This window comes from Alicyclobacillus dauci (assembly GCF_026651605.1).
Lineage (GTDB): Bacteria > Bacillota > Bacilli > Alicyclobacillales > Alicyclobacillaceae > Alicyclobacillus > Alicyclobacillus dauci.
This window is the reverse complement of record NZ_CP104064.1, coordinates 338,450-352,902: the sequence shown is the minus strand read 5'-3', so window position 1 is coordinate 352,902 and position 14,453 is coordinate 338,450. Positions and strand designations below refer to the sequence as shown.

The 14,453-nt window shown below is 49.1% G+C and carries 15 protein-coding genes and 1 pseudogene; 8 read left to right on the top strand and 8 right to left on the bottom strand.

The features are described from left to right. Window positions 1-577: 577 nt before the first annotated feature. Entirely contained in the window at window positions 578-2,425 is a 1,848-nt protein-coding gene (gene asnB / locus NZD86_RS01745) for an asparagine synthase (glutamine-hydrolyzing) (RefSeq protein WP_268044771.1), read from the top strand. Window positions 2,426-2,720: 295 nt separating this feature from the next. Then, window positions 2,721-4,070 carry a multicopper oxidase domain-containing protein gene (locus tag NZD86_RS01740; protein WP_268044770.1) on the top strand — a complete coding sequence of 450 codons (1,350 nt, stop codon included), beginning with the start codon at window positions 2,721-2,723 and terminating at the stop codon, window positions 4,068-4,070. A gap of 197 nt (window positions 4,071-4,267) precedes the next feature. Here the strand turns inward: NZD86_RS01740 and NZD86_RS01735 are convergent, their stop codons facing one another. After that, on the bottom strand, window positions 4,268-4,546 hold the full coding sequence (locus NZD86_RS01735; RefSeq protein ID WP_268044769.1) for a hypothetical protein: 279 nt from the start codon (window positions 4,544-4,546) through the stop codon (window positions 4,268-4,270). 80 nt (window positions 4,547-4,626) lie between these two features. Between NZD86_RS01735 and NZD86_RS01730 the strand changes: the two genes are divergently transcribed. Continuing rightward, window positions 4,627-5,229: a hypothetical protein gene (locus tag NZD86_RS01730; protein ID WP_268044768.1), complete on the top strand. Its 603-nt coding sequence runs from the start codon at window positions 4,627-4,629 to the stop codon at window positions 5,227-5,229. Between the two features lie 188 nt (window positions 5,230-5,417). Beyond that, complete coding sequence (locus tag NZD86_RS24645; RefSeq protein ID WP_407655232.1) at window positions 5,418-5,618, top strand: histidine phosphatase family protein; 201 nt, start codon at window positions 5,418-5,420, stop codon at window positions 5,616-5,618. A gap of 160 nt (window positions 5,619-5,778) precedes the next feature. Here NZD86_RS24645 and NZD86_RS01725 read toward each other — a convergent pair whose 3' ends face one another. Next, entirely contained in the window at window positions 5,779-6,216 is a 438-nt protein-coding gene (locus NZD86_RS01725) for a UPF0158 family protein (RefSeq protein ID WP_268044767.1), read from the bottom strand. A gap of 405 nt (window positions 6,217-6,621) precedes the next feature. Between NZD86_RS01725 and NZD86_RS01720 the strand changes: the two genes are divergently transcribed. The 3 genes and pseudogenes from NZD86_RS01720 to NZD86_RS24640 form a co-directional block, all read left to right on the top strand. Beyond that, window positions 6,622-7,125, top strand: a complete 504-nt coding sequence (locus tag NZD86_RS01720) for a hypothetical protein (RefSeq protein WP_268044766.1) — start codon at window positions 6,622-6,624, stop codon at window positions 7,123-7,125. A gap of 154 nt (window positions 7,126-7,279) precedes the next feature. Then, window positions 7,280-8,713 (top strand): IS5 family transposase, encoded by a 1,434-nt coding sequence (locus NZD86_RS01715; protein ID WP_268044765.1) that lies wholly within the window; start codon window positions 7,280-7,282, stop codon window positions 8,711-8,713. A gap of 23 nt (window positions 8,714-8,736) precedes the next feature. Beyond that, a pseudogene (locus NZD86_RS24640) lies at window positions 8,737-8,940 on the top strand (MFS transporter); the annotation flags it as partial. 506 nt (window positions 8,941-9,446) lie between these two features. On the opposite strand, the gene NZD86_RS01710 reads toward NZD86_RS24640, so the two are convergent. Then, complete coding sequence (locus NZD86_RS01710) at window positions 9,447-10,664, bottom strand: IS110 family RNA-guided transposase (protein WP_268042741.1); 1,218 nt, start codon at window positions 10,662-10,664, stop codon at window positions 9,447-9,449. A 252-nt stretch (window positions 10,665-10,916) separates the two neighbouring features. Further along, window positions 10,917-11,441 (bottom strand): TetR/AcrR family transcriptional regulator, encoded by a 525-nt coding sequence (locus NZD86_RS01705; RefSeq protein ID WP_268044764.1) that lies wholly within the window; start codon window positions 11,439-11,441, stop codon window positions 10,917-10,919. A 222-nt stretch (window positions 11,442-11,663) separates the two neighbouring features. On the opposite strand from NZD86_RS01705, the gene NZD86_RS01700 reads away from it, so the two are divergent. Next, window positions 11,664-12,410, top strand: coding sequence for an SDR family NAD(P)-dependent oxidoreductase (locus tag NZD86_RS01700; protein ID WP_268044763.1), 747 nt, complete (start codon window positions 11,664-11,666; stop codon window positions 12,408-12,410). Between the two features lie 301 nt (window positions 12,411-12,711). Here the strand turns inward: NZD86_RS01700 and NZD86_RS01695 are convergent, their stop codons facing one another. From NZD86_RS01695 to NZD86_RS01685, 4 genes are all read right to left on the bottom strand, one after another. Further along, the gene (locus tag NZD86_RS01695) at window positions 12,712-13,236 is read right to left on the bottom strand and encodes a YfiT family bacillithiol transferase (RefSeq protein WP_268044762.1); all 525 of its coding nucleotides are present in this window, start codon (window positions 13,234-13,236) and stop codon (window positions 12,712-12,714) included. 78 nt (window positions 13,237-13,314) lie between these two features. After that, window positions 13,315-13,839, bottom strand: a complete 525-nt coding sequence (locus NZD86_RS01690; RefSeq protein ID WP_268044761.1) for a GNAT family N-acetyltransferase — start codon at window positions 13,837-13,839, stop codon at window positions 13,315-13,317. Beyond that, a complete protein-coding gene (locus NZD86_RS24635) occupies window positions 13,757-14,026 on the bottom strand; it encodes an HAD family hydrolase (protein ID WP_407655200.1) in 270 nt (89 codons plus the stop codon). The genes NZD86_RS01690 and NZD86_RS24635 overlap by 83 nt, the downstream gene beginning before the upstream one ends. A gap of 18 nt (window positions 14,027-14,044) precedes the next feature. Continuing rightward, window positions 14,045-14,410, bottom strand: coding sequence for a hypothetical protein (locus NZD86_RS01685; RefSeq protein WP_268044760.1), 366 nt, complete (start codon window positions 14,408-14,410; stop codon window positions 14,045-14,047). Between the last annotated feature and the right edge of the window lie 43 nt (window positions 14,411-14,453).

Here is a 14,453-nt window from a genome sequence, read left to right as displayed (position 1 = left end):
TATAGCCCGGTTTTTAGCGACCCAGGTGTTCGGCACATGACAAGTCCTGTCGGTAAAGCTATCTGTGGCGGATCGCCAAAAAACAAGGGTCAAGAATACCCCTAAATCTCAGCAGGACACGGCCATGTTGGATTAGGGGAACGAATGTCACTTGTTCACCATTTCGTACTTATTTAGTTCCCAATTCTGCCGCTATAGGATCCTGCAGTTCCGTTATTCCGTCTGCCGTTAGGCAAACGTGCGCCACAAGGGACTTTTGTTCCCTCCCCAGCGGCCCGATCTCGGCACTCGCACCCCCGCCGGCCAACGCCGGCCAACGTCAGCCCGATCCCCCTCCGGCCCACGGCGGCCCGCTTCCCCTTACACACCCCCGCCCCGTATGCACGCACCGCCCAGGCCCGCCCACACCACATCCGCTCGCAGACACTGGGTGAATGAACTACATTGGCGCCTGCGCATCGCGAACAGGCTTTTTGCATCTGGGCACACACCCAAGCCATGGTGCATAAGGTAAGGGGTATGTTTTGGGCGCATCCGTCTCTCGACAGCGGAGTGACCTCGTGAGGAGGATGAACACATGTGCGGAATTGCAGGTTGGGTTGATTGGACACGAGACTTATCGAGTGAACAAATTCACGTCCGACGCATGGGTGAGACGCTCTATTCGCGCGGCCCAGATACGGCCGGATTTTGGTCTAATCCACACGCGTTATTTGCACACCGGAGACTCATCGTGGTCGATCCCGACGGTGGCATTCAACCCATGACCCGGACATTTGGTGAAAAGTCGTATACCATCGTCTACAACGGTGAACTGTACAATACAGAGGACATTCGCAAGGAATTGCTGACGCTTGGTTTTCACTTTCAAAGCTACTCTGATACGGAGGTCGTACTCGTCTCGTACGTGGCGTGGGGCGAGTCGTGCGTGGAGAAGTTTAACGGCATTTTCGCCTTTGCCATCTGGGATGATGCCAACCAACGTCTGTGCATGGGGCGCGACAGGCTTGGCGTAAAACCGCTATTCTACACACGCGTTGGCAACGGCCTTGTTTTTGGCTCCGAGATAAAAGCCCTTCTGGCACATCCAGCAGTCGATCCCGTCGTCACCACAGAGGGCCTCGCCGAGGTCTTCGCCATCGGTCCAGCTCGCACGCCTGGCCACGGTGTCTTCAGAGACATTGAGGAAGTCCGTGCAGGCCACGTGCTCGTTGGCACACCCGACAAGATCACGACGCACGCATATTGGAAGTTGGAAAGCTATGAACACGAAGACTCCTTAGCGAAGACAATTGAGACCGTGCGGGAACTGATGATCGACATTGTCGAGCGACAACTGGTTTCCGACGTGCCCATCGCTACTTTCCTATCCGGCGGACTGGACTCGAGTGTCGTTTCCGCCCTTGCAGCAAAGTATTTCGCGAAGCAAGGTCGAGACGCCCTGCATACATTCGCGATCGAGTTTAAAGACATGGAAAAACATTTCCAAGCAAATGCATTCCAAAAGAGCTTGGACGGCCCGTGGGCAGAAAAGATATCCCAGTTCATTGGAAGTGTGCACCACCGCATTATTTTTGACACACCCGACTTGGAACGGACCCTGTTGAACCCTCTGGCAACGCGCGATGTACCAGGCATGGCCGACATCGACACGTCGCTGTTCCTCTTTTGCCAACGCGTGAAAGAACACGTCACAGTTGCCTTGTCGGGAGAGGCGGCCGACGAAGTCTTCGGTGGTTATCCTTGGTTCCACCGCGAAGAATCCCTTAAAGCCGACACGTTCCCGTGGTCATTGCGCCTACACGAACGCGTCAACATCATGTCCGACGAATTGCGCAGCGATGTGTTGCCGTACGAGTACGTTCAAATGCGCTATCGCGAGGCACTTGAGGAAGTCCCAAATCTGCCTGGCGAGGGGCCCCAAGACGCACGAATCCGCGAAATTGGTTATCTGAGCATCACCCGGTTTATGCCGACGCTGCTGGATCGAAAGGATCGGATGAGCATGGGCTCCGGTCTCGAAGTTCGCGTCCCGTTCTGCGATCACCGCCTCGTCCAATACGTTTTCAACATCCCATGGTCCATGAAAACAACGGGCAATCAAACAAAAGGCATTCTTCGCGAAGCGATGCGCGGATACTTGCCGGACGATGCCCTCGAACGCAAAAAGAGTCCCTATCCGTCCACGCCAAATCCGAACTACCTTACGTTGGTCCGGCGGCTTGCCCTGGAAGTGTTGGACGACAAATCGTCACCCATTCTGCCATTCGTCGACGCCAATGCGATTCGCGCCCTCGCAAAACTGAGCGAACACTCGTCGGAGCACCGCCCGTGGTTCGGCCAAATCATGGGTACGGCGCAAATGTTTCACTATCTGTACGAAACCAACGAGTGGCTCAAGCAATACAAAGTTCAAATACACTAACCATAAAAACCTGTTCGCATGACCACACCACCCGCGAGGACCAAGTCTTGACGATCCGCGGGTGGCCCCCTCTCCTTTCTGGCTAGACAGCCGCAAAATGGCCCTATTTACCCATTCCAGCGCAACAAATCGCAAACAAATCTGGCTCTCTAATTTATGACAAATTTATTTCAACCCTCGTTTTGACCGTTAAATTTCCCCTTTTCTAGACGACAATGATAGCGGATCAGGATATCATCAACCCTTGGAACTCAACTTTTCAAAATCCCAATCATCATAGAAAGAAGACGATGCAATGTTTCCATCTATTACCCGAGCACTGGGTTGTCTAACTGCACTATTCCTTGTCGTCGGGATTGGCGGTTGTGCGACACCCGTCTCCAGTCATGCGTCAAATACGGTTACACCCACTGTGGTCAAGGGTGACCACGTTACGATAGACATGCACGATTCGACCTTCAACCCAGCCACCATTCAAGTGATGCCGGGAACAACGGTGACTTGGAAAAACGACGATTTGATGCCGCATACGGTTACGAGCGGATCGAACAATCAACCAAGCGGCCTGTTTAATTCGGGAGACGTTGACCAAGGAAAGACGTTTTCGTACAAGTTTACGAAGGCCGGATCGTACTCGTACTTTTGTACGTATCACCCGTCCATGGTCGGACAGGTCGTCGTAGACGGCAACACGACGAGTGACGGCAACATGAGCGGAATGGACATGAACTCAAGTGACATGGCCCATGGGACGAGCTCATCAGGCTCCGACGGCCAAGTCGCGTCGCTTGGAACGGGATCGACTGGGGAACCAAAGCAAGCTGATGACTTGCGACTCCTCCCTTACAAGATGGAAAATGGCTACAAGGTGTTCCATTTGACTGCCGAACCTGTCAAATGGCAAGTGCAGCCAGGAAAAACTGTCGATGCATGGGCATATAACGGATCGGTTCCTGGGCCCGAAATCAAAGTAGACGAAGGCGACAAGGTTAAAATCCTCGTCACCAACAAATTGCCTGAAGGCACTACCGTTCACTGGCACGGTCTCGACGTGCCATTTTCACAGGACGGAACGGGTGGAATCAGTCAACCGGACATTAAGCCTGGCCAAACATGGACGTACACGTTCACGGTCAATGCGCCGGCGGGATCGTATATGTATCACAGCCATCCGATGAACGACATGTTGAAGCAGGAAAATATGGGCCTATTCGGACCGTTCATCGTTGAACCAAAAGGGACTGGCTGGCAGCAAGTTCACCCCGGCTACCAAGATGAGTACACACTCATGGTCAACGACTCGCCGGAATTCGGGTACACCATCAATGGCCTGTCGTACCCTGCAACGCCCGTGCTGCCTGCAAAAGTCGGCGACAAGGTGCTCGTGCATCTCATCAACATCGGGGCGATGGACCATCCGATGCATTTGCACGGCATGCACTTCCAGGAGCTGAACCAAGACGGTTATCCACTTCCCTCGCCGATCACGATGGACACCATCAACACAGCACCCGGGACGACGTACGACTTGTCCTTCGTAGCGAACCAGCCCGGCAAGTGGCTGTTCCACTGCCACATCGCTGAACACGTAACGGACAGCAACGGCAACATGACGGGTATGGTGACGATGTTCGACGTGAAGTGATGGCTTTTAAAGGGCCGGGAAGGTCGGCAAATGCGCGATGTCAGACGGTAGGACGGGTACGTCCTACCTGCTAGGACTAACGTAGATGTCCACGGGGGAAAGCCACCTGCGCAACGGAAGCATGAATCAGCATGGATTCTATTAGTTGTCACGTTACGCGATGAACGGGACGTGTTCCATACGTTCCCGTTTGAGGTTTACATAGATGTTACCCACATGCCTAGTAACGAAACCAGCAAAACAATTGCACTTAAAATCGCGATAACTAGAGAACTTATCATGCTGAGATTCGAGTCCCTTTTTCGTACTACTACATAAAAGCTTGACAGGATTCCTACAACGGCAACGAACACGATAAACTGTACGATATGTTTTACACTGTTTTCTCCCAAGGCAGCAAAGCCACCGAGGAACCAACTTCCGAGCAACACTAACTCAACAATGCCAGCACAAATGGAAATTCTGCGTCCCATCAAATCCCTGCCCCCTGCACCAACCTAATTCAATCATAGTGTACTATTTCATTGATCGAATAAAGATTGGTGTGAGGGATGAAATGCAAAAAGGAACGCTGCCTTCTTGGCTCCTGATGACAGATGCCCCCAGAGACTTAAATTTTGCTATCTACGTTGCCTGCTCCTTTGATCTCCTACCAGATACGTTACCGTTCATTAAAGAGCACCTCTGGTCAGCATATCCTGCACATCCGTTGGAAACGAGTGAACATAAAACATTGATCGCTCAGTGGAAGCAATGGTGGGATGACATAGTGGACGATCGCGCTCAAAATGAGCTTCATGGGCGTTGGATTAAGTATTATTCCCCTGACGGACACTTCTCTGGCCTGCCACAACCTCTTGGACAGAAATGCGAGGCAGTGTTTCCATCATTCAGGGATTGGTGGGGAATGACGGCTGGCGGTCAAAAGGGCGTGAATTACTGGGACAAAGCATCGGAGTTTCAACCCATAGTCAAGCAGGTGGAAACCGAGCTTGAACGAGCAGTTCAACCCTTTCGACTAAAGGTTGATTACGTCTATACCGGACTTGGCAGTATTGTGGACGTTTCTTCAACGTATGCGATTATGAGTGTACACCGTCCAAATGCATCAATATACAACAACGACTGGTGGTTAGCGAAGGTACGAGAGTTAGCCTAAAGTTGGTCGCTAAACGGAAGACGGCAAGTGAGCATATTCCCTCATTCATCGTTGAATGAATATTCGACTAAAAACCTTTTGCAGTTATGTAGGACAGGGGCAGAAAAATCAAACTATAGAAGGTGTATCTTGGCTCAGCCGAAATTCACGAAAGGGTTATGGGAACTCAATAGTGGCATAGCGGCGAACTGCACGAGAAAGAAGCTGAGGACTTCGAAATACCAATTTCTGAACCGATTATTGATTGGGCTCCTTATCCTCATGCCGAGAGTTGGGGGACAATGCATGATCGGGTGATAGGATTTACGGAGCAGATCAAAAATGATGATTATGATACCACGGTTATCGTCTCCCACGGAGGTCCTATCGTCGCCATCATTCATTGGTGATTAGAGATGCCCAGGGATATGTTCTCGAAAGTATCCTTTGATATTGAAACTTGCAGCATAACCAGACTAACCATAAACGGAGTTGGCGAGAAAAGCATCACCAAAGCCGTCTTGAATTAAAAGAGGCATAAACGACAACAGAATGCCATCAAATCATTCGTCACAGGGACTCTAGAGTAATGTGGTGGAGTTCAAGCCATTGCAAAACGTGCTGTCGATGAGCATCACGTTCGAACTTGAACCACTGCTCTCGTTCTTCCGGGAAGTCGTAAAGAACGTCCTTAAACTCTCGAAATGGCTTATGTCTATTCAATGCCGCCCTAAGGAGGTCCCTCAGTGAAGAAGAAGTCACCGTATCCGTGAATTCGACCATCAATTGGTATGCTTCCCGTGATTCAATTTTGGGTATACGAAAGTATCTCTCACCAAACCCCTCTTCGAGCTCGTCCTCCAACTCTTCATCTAGAACGCCCATAACAATCGGGTCCATCCACATTATAATTTCGCCAGTTTCAACATCCAGATAATGTTCAATTTCTTCGTTGTTGATGGAAAATGCGTCGCATAGCTCCCTCAAGTCCGCTTTTACTCGTAACATAATGTTCAACTCCGGATTGGTTCCATTCTTACTGATCATTATAACCTACTTGAAATTGACGGACCTCATGGTGGGATGTCGGCGGGACTTAATACCCAAAGCAATGGGTATTTTTCGGATACAGTTGTGATTCCAGACAATATTCCACCTGGAACGGAAGCGACAGTTGAACTGTTTTCAAACGATAGGTTAGTACTTAAGCAACTTCTTAAAGCTGGAAACCCATATTCTTCTTAGCCATCGTATTAATTCGAGGGTCGGTATCGAACATACCCCCTGACGGGCTTCTGCATGAAAATACCGTGCTTCTGGGATACCAATATGACGCTCTCTTGCAGCTTAGTTTAAGAATCATAAGGCAATTGGAAAATTTGTAATAGAATACAATGTTGGCGGAGGGGAACCGTGCGAAATTCAACCCGAGTGCTAATTGGTTTATTGTCTCTCGTTCTTATCTGTTCTGTTGTTTTCAATGTCGTTCAATATAGGAATAAACAAGTATTGGGGAAAGAGTTATTGAATGGTGGTCTGGAATCAACCTGCACTTTTTTGAATGATGCTTCGGATGACATTGCAAAGAACAAACTTCAAGACGCGGCAAGGTTTTTGTCTTGGTCTGTAGGTGGACTCTTGGTAATTAGACAGCCACTCACTCATTATGGTGTAAGCCAATTGACCGGAATCACAATGGAACTGCAGGACGCACAAACTGTTTTATCCAATCCGCAACATTACAGTGCGACTAAAGTACAAAGCATGAAGGATTTTGTTACAGTCGCCGCGTCATCGTTTAGAGGCTCCATTGTGGGTACCGAGGTGTCGGTACCAAACTTAAAAGCGGCGATTCAACAGATTTACACCAAGATGCCAAGCAGTGACCGAGCACAATATGAGAATTCAGGACCATGAGCTAAACGCTCTTTTGCGTTGCTAGTCATAATGAGGGTCTGCTGAATGAACCATAAACCTAATCGTAGCAAGGATTTCGCGTGCCAATTGTCGAAATAAAGTGTATGGATTTTGAGCGGAGCGGGCGAAAAACCGTGCACTTGGAGGTCTGTAATTGTACTCGAATCATCAGGACCAACAGATACTTCCCGGAGACTTCTTCCTACCGTTTGGTGGCCGACTTAGCGAAGACAATCGCTGGGTTCAACTTTCATATCTCATTCCGTGGCGACGTGTGGAACAGGAATACAGCAAACACTTTAGCAGAGATCTTCGAGGCGGACGGGCCGTCTCCGTTCGGATGGCGCTTGGCGCGCTAATCATTCAGGAACGAGAAGGTTTTTCGGATCGTCACTTGGTCCAGCACATCACGGAAAACCCGTACCTGCAGTACTTCATTGGTCTTGAGGCGTATCAAGAGGAACCACCTTTTGATCCCTCTCTTCTGACGTATTTTCGCAAGCGATTGGGTCCCGATATCATCAACCAAGTGAATGAATGGATTGTACAAGCCGGATTGCAGGAAGAACAGAATGGGGACGACGACGAGAACAGGGACGAACCTCCTAGGGAATCTGGAAAGTTCGATGCAAACGGTGGATCGCAATCTGAAGTTCAGGAGCCACCAACCCATCAAGGAAAGCTCATCCTGGATGCAACCTGTACACCAGCAGACGTGGCCTACCCAACTGACTTGTTGTTGTTAAACAAAGCGCGTGAGAAGTTGGAGGATATCCTTGACACGCTCCATGCGCCGCACAAAGGCGAAATGAAGAAGCCGAGAGACCGACGTCGTCAAGCACGCCGGGACTATCTGAGAACTGCGAAGAACCGCAAGCCAGGTCGCTCAGAGATTCGCAGAGCCGTTGGGCGACAATTGCGTTACGTGGCGAGGGACTTGCGATTTATTGAACAACTCGTCCAGCACACTCCGCTAACAGCACTCTCGCGGCGACAATACCGTGACCTCTTGGTCATTGGTGAGTTGTATCGTCAACAACGAGAAATGTATCGATTGCGTAACCATCGGGTGAGCGACCGGATCGTGAGTATCGTACAGCCTGATGTTCGGCCGATTGTACGTGGAAAGGCAAAGGCGAATGTGGAGTTCGGTTGGGACAGTTTCAATGAAGGCACGACGCTGATAGAGTCGGTGGAGCGATACCAAGAACGCTTCGGATACTACCCGGAGGCCATTTTGGCGGACAAAATCTATCGAACGCGGGAGAATCTCAAGTACTGCAAGGACCACGGAATCCGGCTGAGCGGTCCGAAACTCGGACGACCGCCCAAGCAGACGGACCCTGAGCAAAAGAAAATGGAACGGCAGGACATGGGCGAGCGGAATGCCGTGGAAGGAAAATTCGGAGAAGGCAAGCGAATCTACGGGCTTGGCCTGATTCGAGCACGCCTTCGTCAGACGAGCGAGACGGTTATTGCCATCCAACTACTGGTATTGAACCTTGAGAAGAGGTTACGGCTTCTTTTTTGGCTCATACTCGATGAACTCTTCGGAACGGATTTCGACATAAGTAAGGTTGTTGCATAGATCATTCAGCAGCCCCTACGTATCGCTCCCAGGCATCATCCCTTTATCTATTGTTTTACTATGCGGGTTCAAGCGTTGCTGGTACCGCAGGAGGGCTCTTTTGGAGCGCCTACGGTTGGAAAGGTGTGATTGGTATGGTTAGTGTCCTTCTAGTAGTTGCCTTCGTGGTAGAACATATGGTATCAAGGGCATTAAATCATCGCAACCTGGAGGGGAAAGTAGGTTGAAGCTGTTGTACCTCTTCCTGGACTGACGGAACTCCTAAATGGTACAATATGGTTGTATGCTTGCGGTGTACTGGGGTTGCGAAACACATATTGTTTTTGAATCATCACGGACTGTTCAATTGGCAGACACGTTTATGATAAGTTTTTTGGCAATGGGGGAGAAAAATTGCCTACGTTGGTCCATAGCACGATCCGATTGGAAGAGAGAAATTGGGGTGGCTTGCCTGTTTTTGTCTGTATAAAAATTCATCACACGTGTAAAGCGGTTATTGAACATAAGGGTTAGTTCAATAAGGTTTATACGGTGAAGCGTACTGCAACGTAAAGACAAGTTTTCAGGTATGTTATGGTCCACGAGGCCCGGATACCATAGGAAAAGAGAAGTGCGGTGCTTCTACATACCTATCCTGAAAATAATTGAGCGATGACCAGGGTAAAACGACATACTGAAATAAGCCCACCACAAGATGGGTTTTAAAAGGAACTCTGTGATGTCTGGAGGTCATTTATGCAACAGGTTTTACGGTGACCTCCAACCCGAGTGATTGCAACTTCCGGATCGCCTGCTTTACGACTGCGTCTTTCTTGCGTGCTTCGTAATATGTTGGGCCGAGTTCAATATAAGGCTGACGTCGCTGTAACACGTAATACACGATGGTTAAGATGCTGTGGGCCACTGCAACTGCTGCACGGTTTTTGCCTCTTCGAGCTGCAATTCGATGGTACTGGGCAGAGAGATAAGTCTGCTTCGTTCTCGCCGCTGCGCGTGCTGCTTCCACCAGCGCTGCTCTGAGTTTTTGATTCCCTTTGCGTGTTTTCCCCGACTTTCGTTTCCCGGCGCTTTCATTGTTCCCTGGAGCCAGTCCTGCCCAAGAGCATAAATGGGCAGCAGACGGAAATTGGGTCATGTCTGTCCCAATTTCAGCCAGAATTTGTTCTGCTGTTCGTCGACCGACACCGGGGATGGTGTCCACTAGCTCCAGGTCTTCTTCAAAAGGGAGCATGCGCTCCTTGACTTCTTCATCCAGCCGGGCAATCTCTTCATCCAAGTAATCGATGTGACGTAATTGGGCTGCCAGCATCATTCGTTGGTGGGAGCCCATAAGCCCATTCAGTGCCTTGTGCAAATCGGCCTTCTTCGCCTTCATCCGGCCTTTGGCTAACCCTGACAATACCTCCGGGTCTTCTTCTCCGTGGATCATTGCTTCCAACATCGCCCGCCCAGATTTGCCAAGTGTATTGCTGGCCACTGCAGAAAGCTTGATGTTGGCACCTTCCAACACCTTTTGAACCCGATTCACCTCTCTTGCCCGCTCGTCAATGAGACTTCGGCGGTAGCGAATGAGTTCTCGTAGTTCCCGTTGTTCACGGTTGGGGATGTAACTGGCTTGCAACAGCCCGTGGCGGAGCAATCCGGCGATCCATTCGGCATCCTTCACATCGGTCTTACGGCCCGGAACGTTCTTCATGTGCTTGGCGTTCACCACAAGCACTTGACAGTCCGCCGACTCCAGAAGGTTGTAGATTGGCTTCCAGAATGAAGCTGTGCTTTCCATAGCAACATGCGTGCATTCATGTTGTCCTAACCAGTCAACCATCTCCAGGAGATCCTCCGTCATCGTGGAGAACGTGCGAATCTCCTTGGCCTCCGGCGTCAGCACACAGGCGACCACCGTCTTCTTGTGCACATCGAGGCCGCAACAACGTTCGTATACGACATCCATGCCAATCCTTCCTGATGGACTGGTAATATTGAAGGGCTGGTGCAACGACCATAACGGATCATTCTATCCTGCGTGCTTCTCCGAGGAGGAGAGCGACATTCTGTGGTGCACCTGGTCGTCGTAGTCAGTCTAATCAGCGGGCTCGAGGCACCAAGGAGTGACGACCTGCCTTCGCCAGCCACCAAAAAATCATTCAACACAAAGGCATTTTCATCCTTCTGCTGGTGCCGCCCCGGCGGCATGGGAGTCTAATCAGGTAGTAGGAGCCTCCGGTCCCCTAAAAGATAGACCTACCGGACTCAATACGGCCCGTGTTAGCCATAAAGACATCTCATCAGGGCTCTCTTTTAAGCCGTTTCGAACCCAATGGGAAATAACCCCTAAAATTCCTCCAGCTGTATAATCCGCATTAAGTTTGGAATTACACATCTTCAACAATACTGTTCGGATAGCATCAAAGACGCCTCTTGAAAAGTCTCCGTTATCCAACATGACACTGTAAAATCTAGCGTGCCTTTGTACATGGTGGCTCAGACGGACAAGTGTCGAAATCGGTTCGGCGTGATCGTTAAACTGTTGAAGGGCAAGACCAAAGTCGTACGTCGGATGATACAGAGACTTAGATAATTCCAATATGACCTCGTTCTTCATCTCCGCAAGCAGGTCGTCCTTGTCTTTAAAGTGCAGGTAAAATGTGGACCTGTTTATTCCTGCGTGTTTGACTATATCTCGCACCGTGATTTTGCCATAGTCCTGATGGAGTTCAATTAGATCCATGAATGAGTTACATAGCATTTGTCGAGTTCTGAGATAACGAGGATCTTCTCTTCTAGCCATCATGTGCCTCCGATTTAAACGTTTTCATAGACAGATGGACTGAACGTGTCCACTAATCGACATTTGCAACAGGATTGATGTTTGTAGAATTTCCTCACGGATTCTATGTTCATTATAGGCAACGTTCTATGATTCACCAAATCACCTAGGGAGGTCATAACAATGGGACGACTTGACGATAAGGTTGCTCTAATTACAGGGGCTGCACAAGGAATGGGTGCATCTCATGCTCGAAAGTTCATAAAAGAAGGCGCCAAAGTAATATTAACTGACATAAACGAAACTGGCGGTTCAGCAATAGCTGAGGAACTGGGTTCAAACGCTCTATTTCTAAAACACGACGTAACCTCAAAAGAATCTTGGGATCAAGTCGTTGAAAAGGGCATATCGACTTTTGGAGAAATCACCATTCTTGTTAATAATGCAGGGGTCTTAGGACCCATTGCCAAGACAGACGAATTGTCTGAAGAAGATTATTTAAAAGTCTGTGCGATTAATCAACATGGAGTCTTTTTTGGCATGAAGACAGTAATTCCATCGATGCTGAAGGCAGGAATAGGATCCATCGTAAACATTTCCTCGATTGCTGGAGTGGTGGCCATCTATGGCTTTCCAAGCCTAGCCTATGTGGCAAGTAAGTTCGCGGTACGCGGGATGACTAAGGCTACTGCTGTAGAGTACGGTTCGCGGAATATAAGAGTGAACTCTGTACATCCCGGATTCATTAAGACACCGATGATGGCGGCGGCAACTGACGAGTCTGGTGGCGAAGCTGCTAGCTTGATCCCACTCGGTCGCCTCGCAGATCCGGAAGAGGTATCCAATCTGGTGCTGTTTCTAGCGTCGGATGAATCATCCTATATTACTGCATCAGAGCACTTAATTGATGCCGGCATGTCCGCCCATTGACATTGTTGTTGCGATGAAGGGATGGATTCGATCCATAGGTTCTACAGCCATTCAAATAATAAAACAAATGAGGCCCTACTATCTATAACGGGTTCCGTTTTGGATTTTCTACTCCAAAACGGAACCCGTTATGCTATCTGTGGGGATTTTTTCGAATAAAATATCACCAAATATACTTGAACTATAGGGTGCGAATGTTCAAGAACGGGCACACTGGAGAATCGTATACTCATGCGTCGTTCCGGATATATTATCAAGATCCGTCTGATAACTGTTTTCTAACGAATGTAAAACTTATCGGTTACCATCCCATACGTTCGCCTAATGAAGTGATTTGAGCGATATGGTGACGGCCATGCCAAGCGTACCTTTGAACCGCGACGTCGAGTGTCATGTCACCGAACGTCGGACTCGTAAAGGGTCGTTTAAAATCTGACGGAAGCATTTTTAACAATAAAGTGACAAACCTGCTTCGAAGAGACTCAATAAGCAATATTGACGTGTCAACTGGCGATTCTCTCGAATCGCTCAATTCTGCCCACAAGTCCTCTCGATACGACCCGGCAATTGGATGGTCTTCCGTCAAGGCACGTTTAAAACGAATATAGGCATTCATATCATTGTCTGCCAAATGGTGAACGACTTGTCGAACGGTCCACCCTCCAGGACGATAGGGCGTATTCAATTGCGCCACCTGAAGGCCTTGAACTGCTTGTCGAAGGTCACTGGGCATTTCGGCTATCGATCGAATGAATTGTTTCCGTAGCACGTCCGTCGTATCCTGTACGGCTGTAAACTGCCCGATTGGGTAACGTAAGGTATCCATTCTTACCCCTCCGCGATCAACAATGGTCCGCACCGTCTCTTCTACATCACCCGATGATTTATGTTTTCCCAGCCCCGTTCAATTCAACTTCCATGTATGAATATCGTCCCATACATAGGAACATTCGATGAGCGCTTTTCCATCCATCTCTTCGACTTTCTCGCTAAACTGTTTCCCGCCAATATGCTCATAGTAGTGCCGTGATGGATTATCCTGCAAAACCCAAAGGAGCATATTGCTGTATCCCCTGTTTATCAAATACTCGACCACGGCATTGGTCAATTGGCGCCCAATGCCTTTACCCTGAAACGCTTGCAGAAGATAGATAGCATAGAGTTCTCCTTGATACACCGGATTTTGTGACCGCTCTTGACCTCCAGAAGAAAATCCGACAATTCCCTTCTCGTCATCTTCCGCAACAAACACAACATCATTAGTCTGGTTACTCAGAATGTGTTTCCACATTGCTTCTCTTCGTTCATACGACAGTCTCTCTAAGTAGGTATCGGGAACGATCCCTTTATAAGTTGTTTTCCAACTGTCGACATGGACTTTTGCCATATTCCCTGCATCTTTGAGATTCGCTTTCCTGATAACCACCATAGCCACATTCCCCTCCGATGAGGACGCAATCGAATCGTTCGCCGAGTCCAAATCGCTCGATTTTCTCACGCTGTGGTACAGTGGCTCCGTTTGTGATAAGAGCCAGCTTGACTCCACTTGCGCGCTTCTCGACTACGGTTTCAATAGCACCAGGTATAGGATAGACAGCCTCCGTCCTTCCTACCAAATTTCCGCAAAGAGCTAGTCATTTTCCTACTATTCTTGCTTCGATCTCCCTTTTCATAACTTGCGGATTTCCAACGCCGACAGCGACAACTTTATAGAGTCTGTCGCCAATGTAATATCCGGTCAAGGTCAAACAAATCACCTTGTCAGGATGCTCATAAGAAAGGAAGTACCAATCTTCACCGTGCCAAAAGTGCCCCTCTTGTATATCGCCGATCGCGGTGCCACCCAACCTCATCAGCGAGGTAGGATCAGGTGCTGCCGTCGACACATGTACGATGTGCTTATACGGGATTTCGATGTTTCGCTTCAATGCAGCCACACTCGTCAATCCAGTTAGATGCACAGTGACGCAGTCGTGACCAATATCCACTCTACGTGCCATGCGACCATTCCCCTTCAACAATCCTGACTCGACTAAGCTCATT

Excerpts from the sequence above, each read along its gene's own strand:
- NZD86_RS01685 (WP_268044760.1), bottom strand. The coding sequence starts at position 14,410 with ATGGCACGTAGAGTGGATATTGGTCACGACTGCGTCACTGTGCATCTA.
- NZD86_RS01700 (WP_268044763.1), top strand. The coding sequence starts at position 11,664 with ATGGGACGACTTGACGATAAGGTTGCTCTAATTACAGGGGCTGCACAA.
- NZD86_RS01695 (WP_268044762.1), bottom strand. The coding sequence starts at position 13,236 with ATGGATACCTTACGTTACCCAATCGGGCAGTTTACAGCCGTACAGGAT.
- NZD86_RS01725 (WP_268044767.1), bottom strand. The coding sequence starts at position 6,216 with ATGTTACGAGTAAAAGCGGACTTGAGGGAGCTATGCGACGCATTTTCC.
- NZD86_RS01740 (WP_268044770.1), top strand. The coding sequence starts at position 2,721 with ATGTTTCCATCTATTACCCGAGCACTGGGTTGTCTAACTGCACTATTC.
- NZD86_RS01710 (WP_268042741.1), bottom strand. The coding sequence starts at position 10,664 with ATGGATGTCGTATACGAACGTTGTTGCGGCCTCGATGTGCACAAGAAG.
- NZD86_RS01705 (WP_268044764.1), bottom strand. The coding sequence starts at position 11,441 with ATGGATCTAATTGAACTCCATCAGGACTATGGCAAAATCACGGTGCGA.
- asnB (WP_268044771.1), top strand. The coding sequence starts at position 578 with ATGTGCGGAATTGCAGGTTGGGTTGATTGGACACGAGACTTATCGAGT.
- NZD86_RS01690 (WP_268044761.1), bottom strand. The coding sequence starts at position 13,839 with ATGGTGGTTATCAGGAAAGCGAATCTCAAAGATGCAGGGAATATGGCA.
- NZD86_RS01730 (WP_268044768.1), top strand. The coding sequence starts at position 4,627 with ATGCAAAAAGGAACGCTGCCTTCTTGGCTCCTGATGACAGATGCCCCC.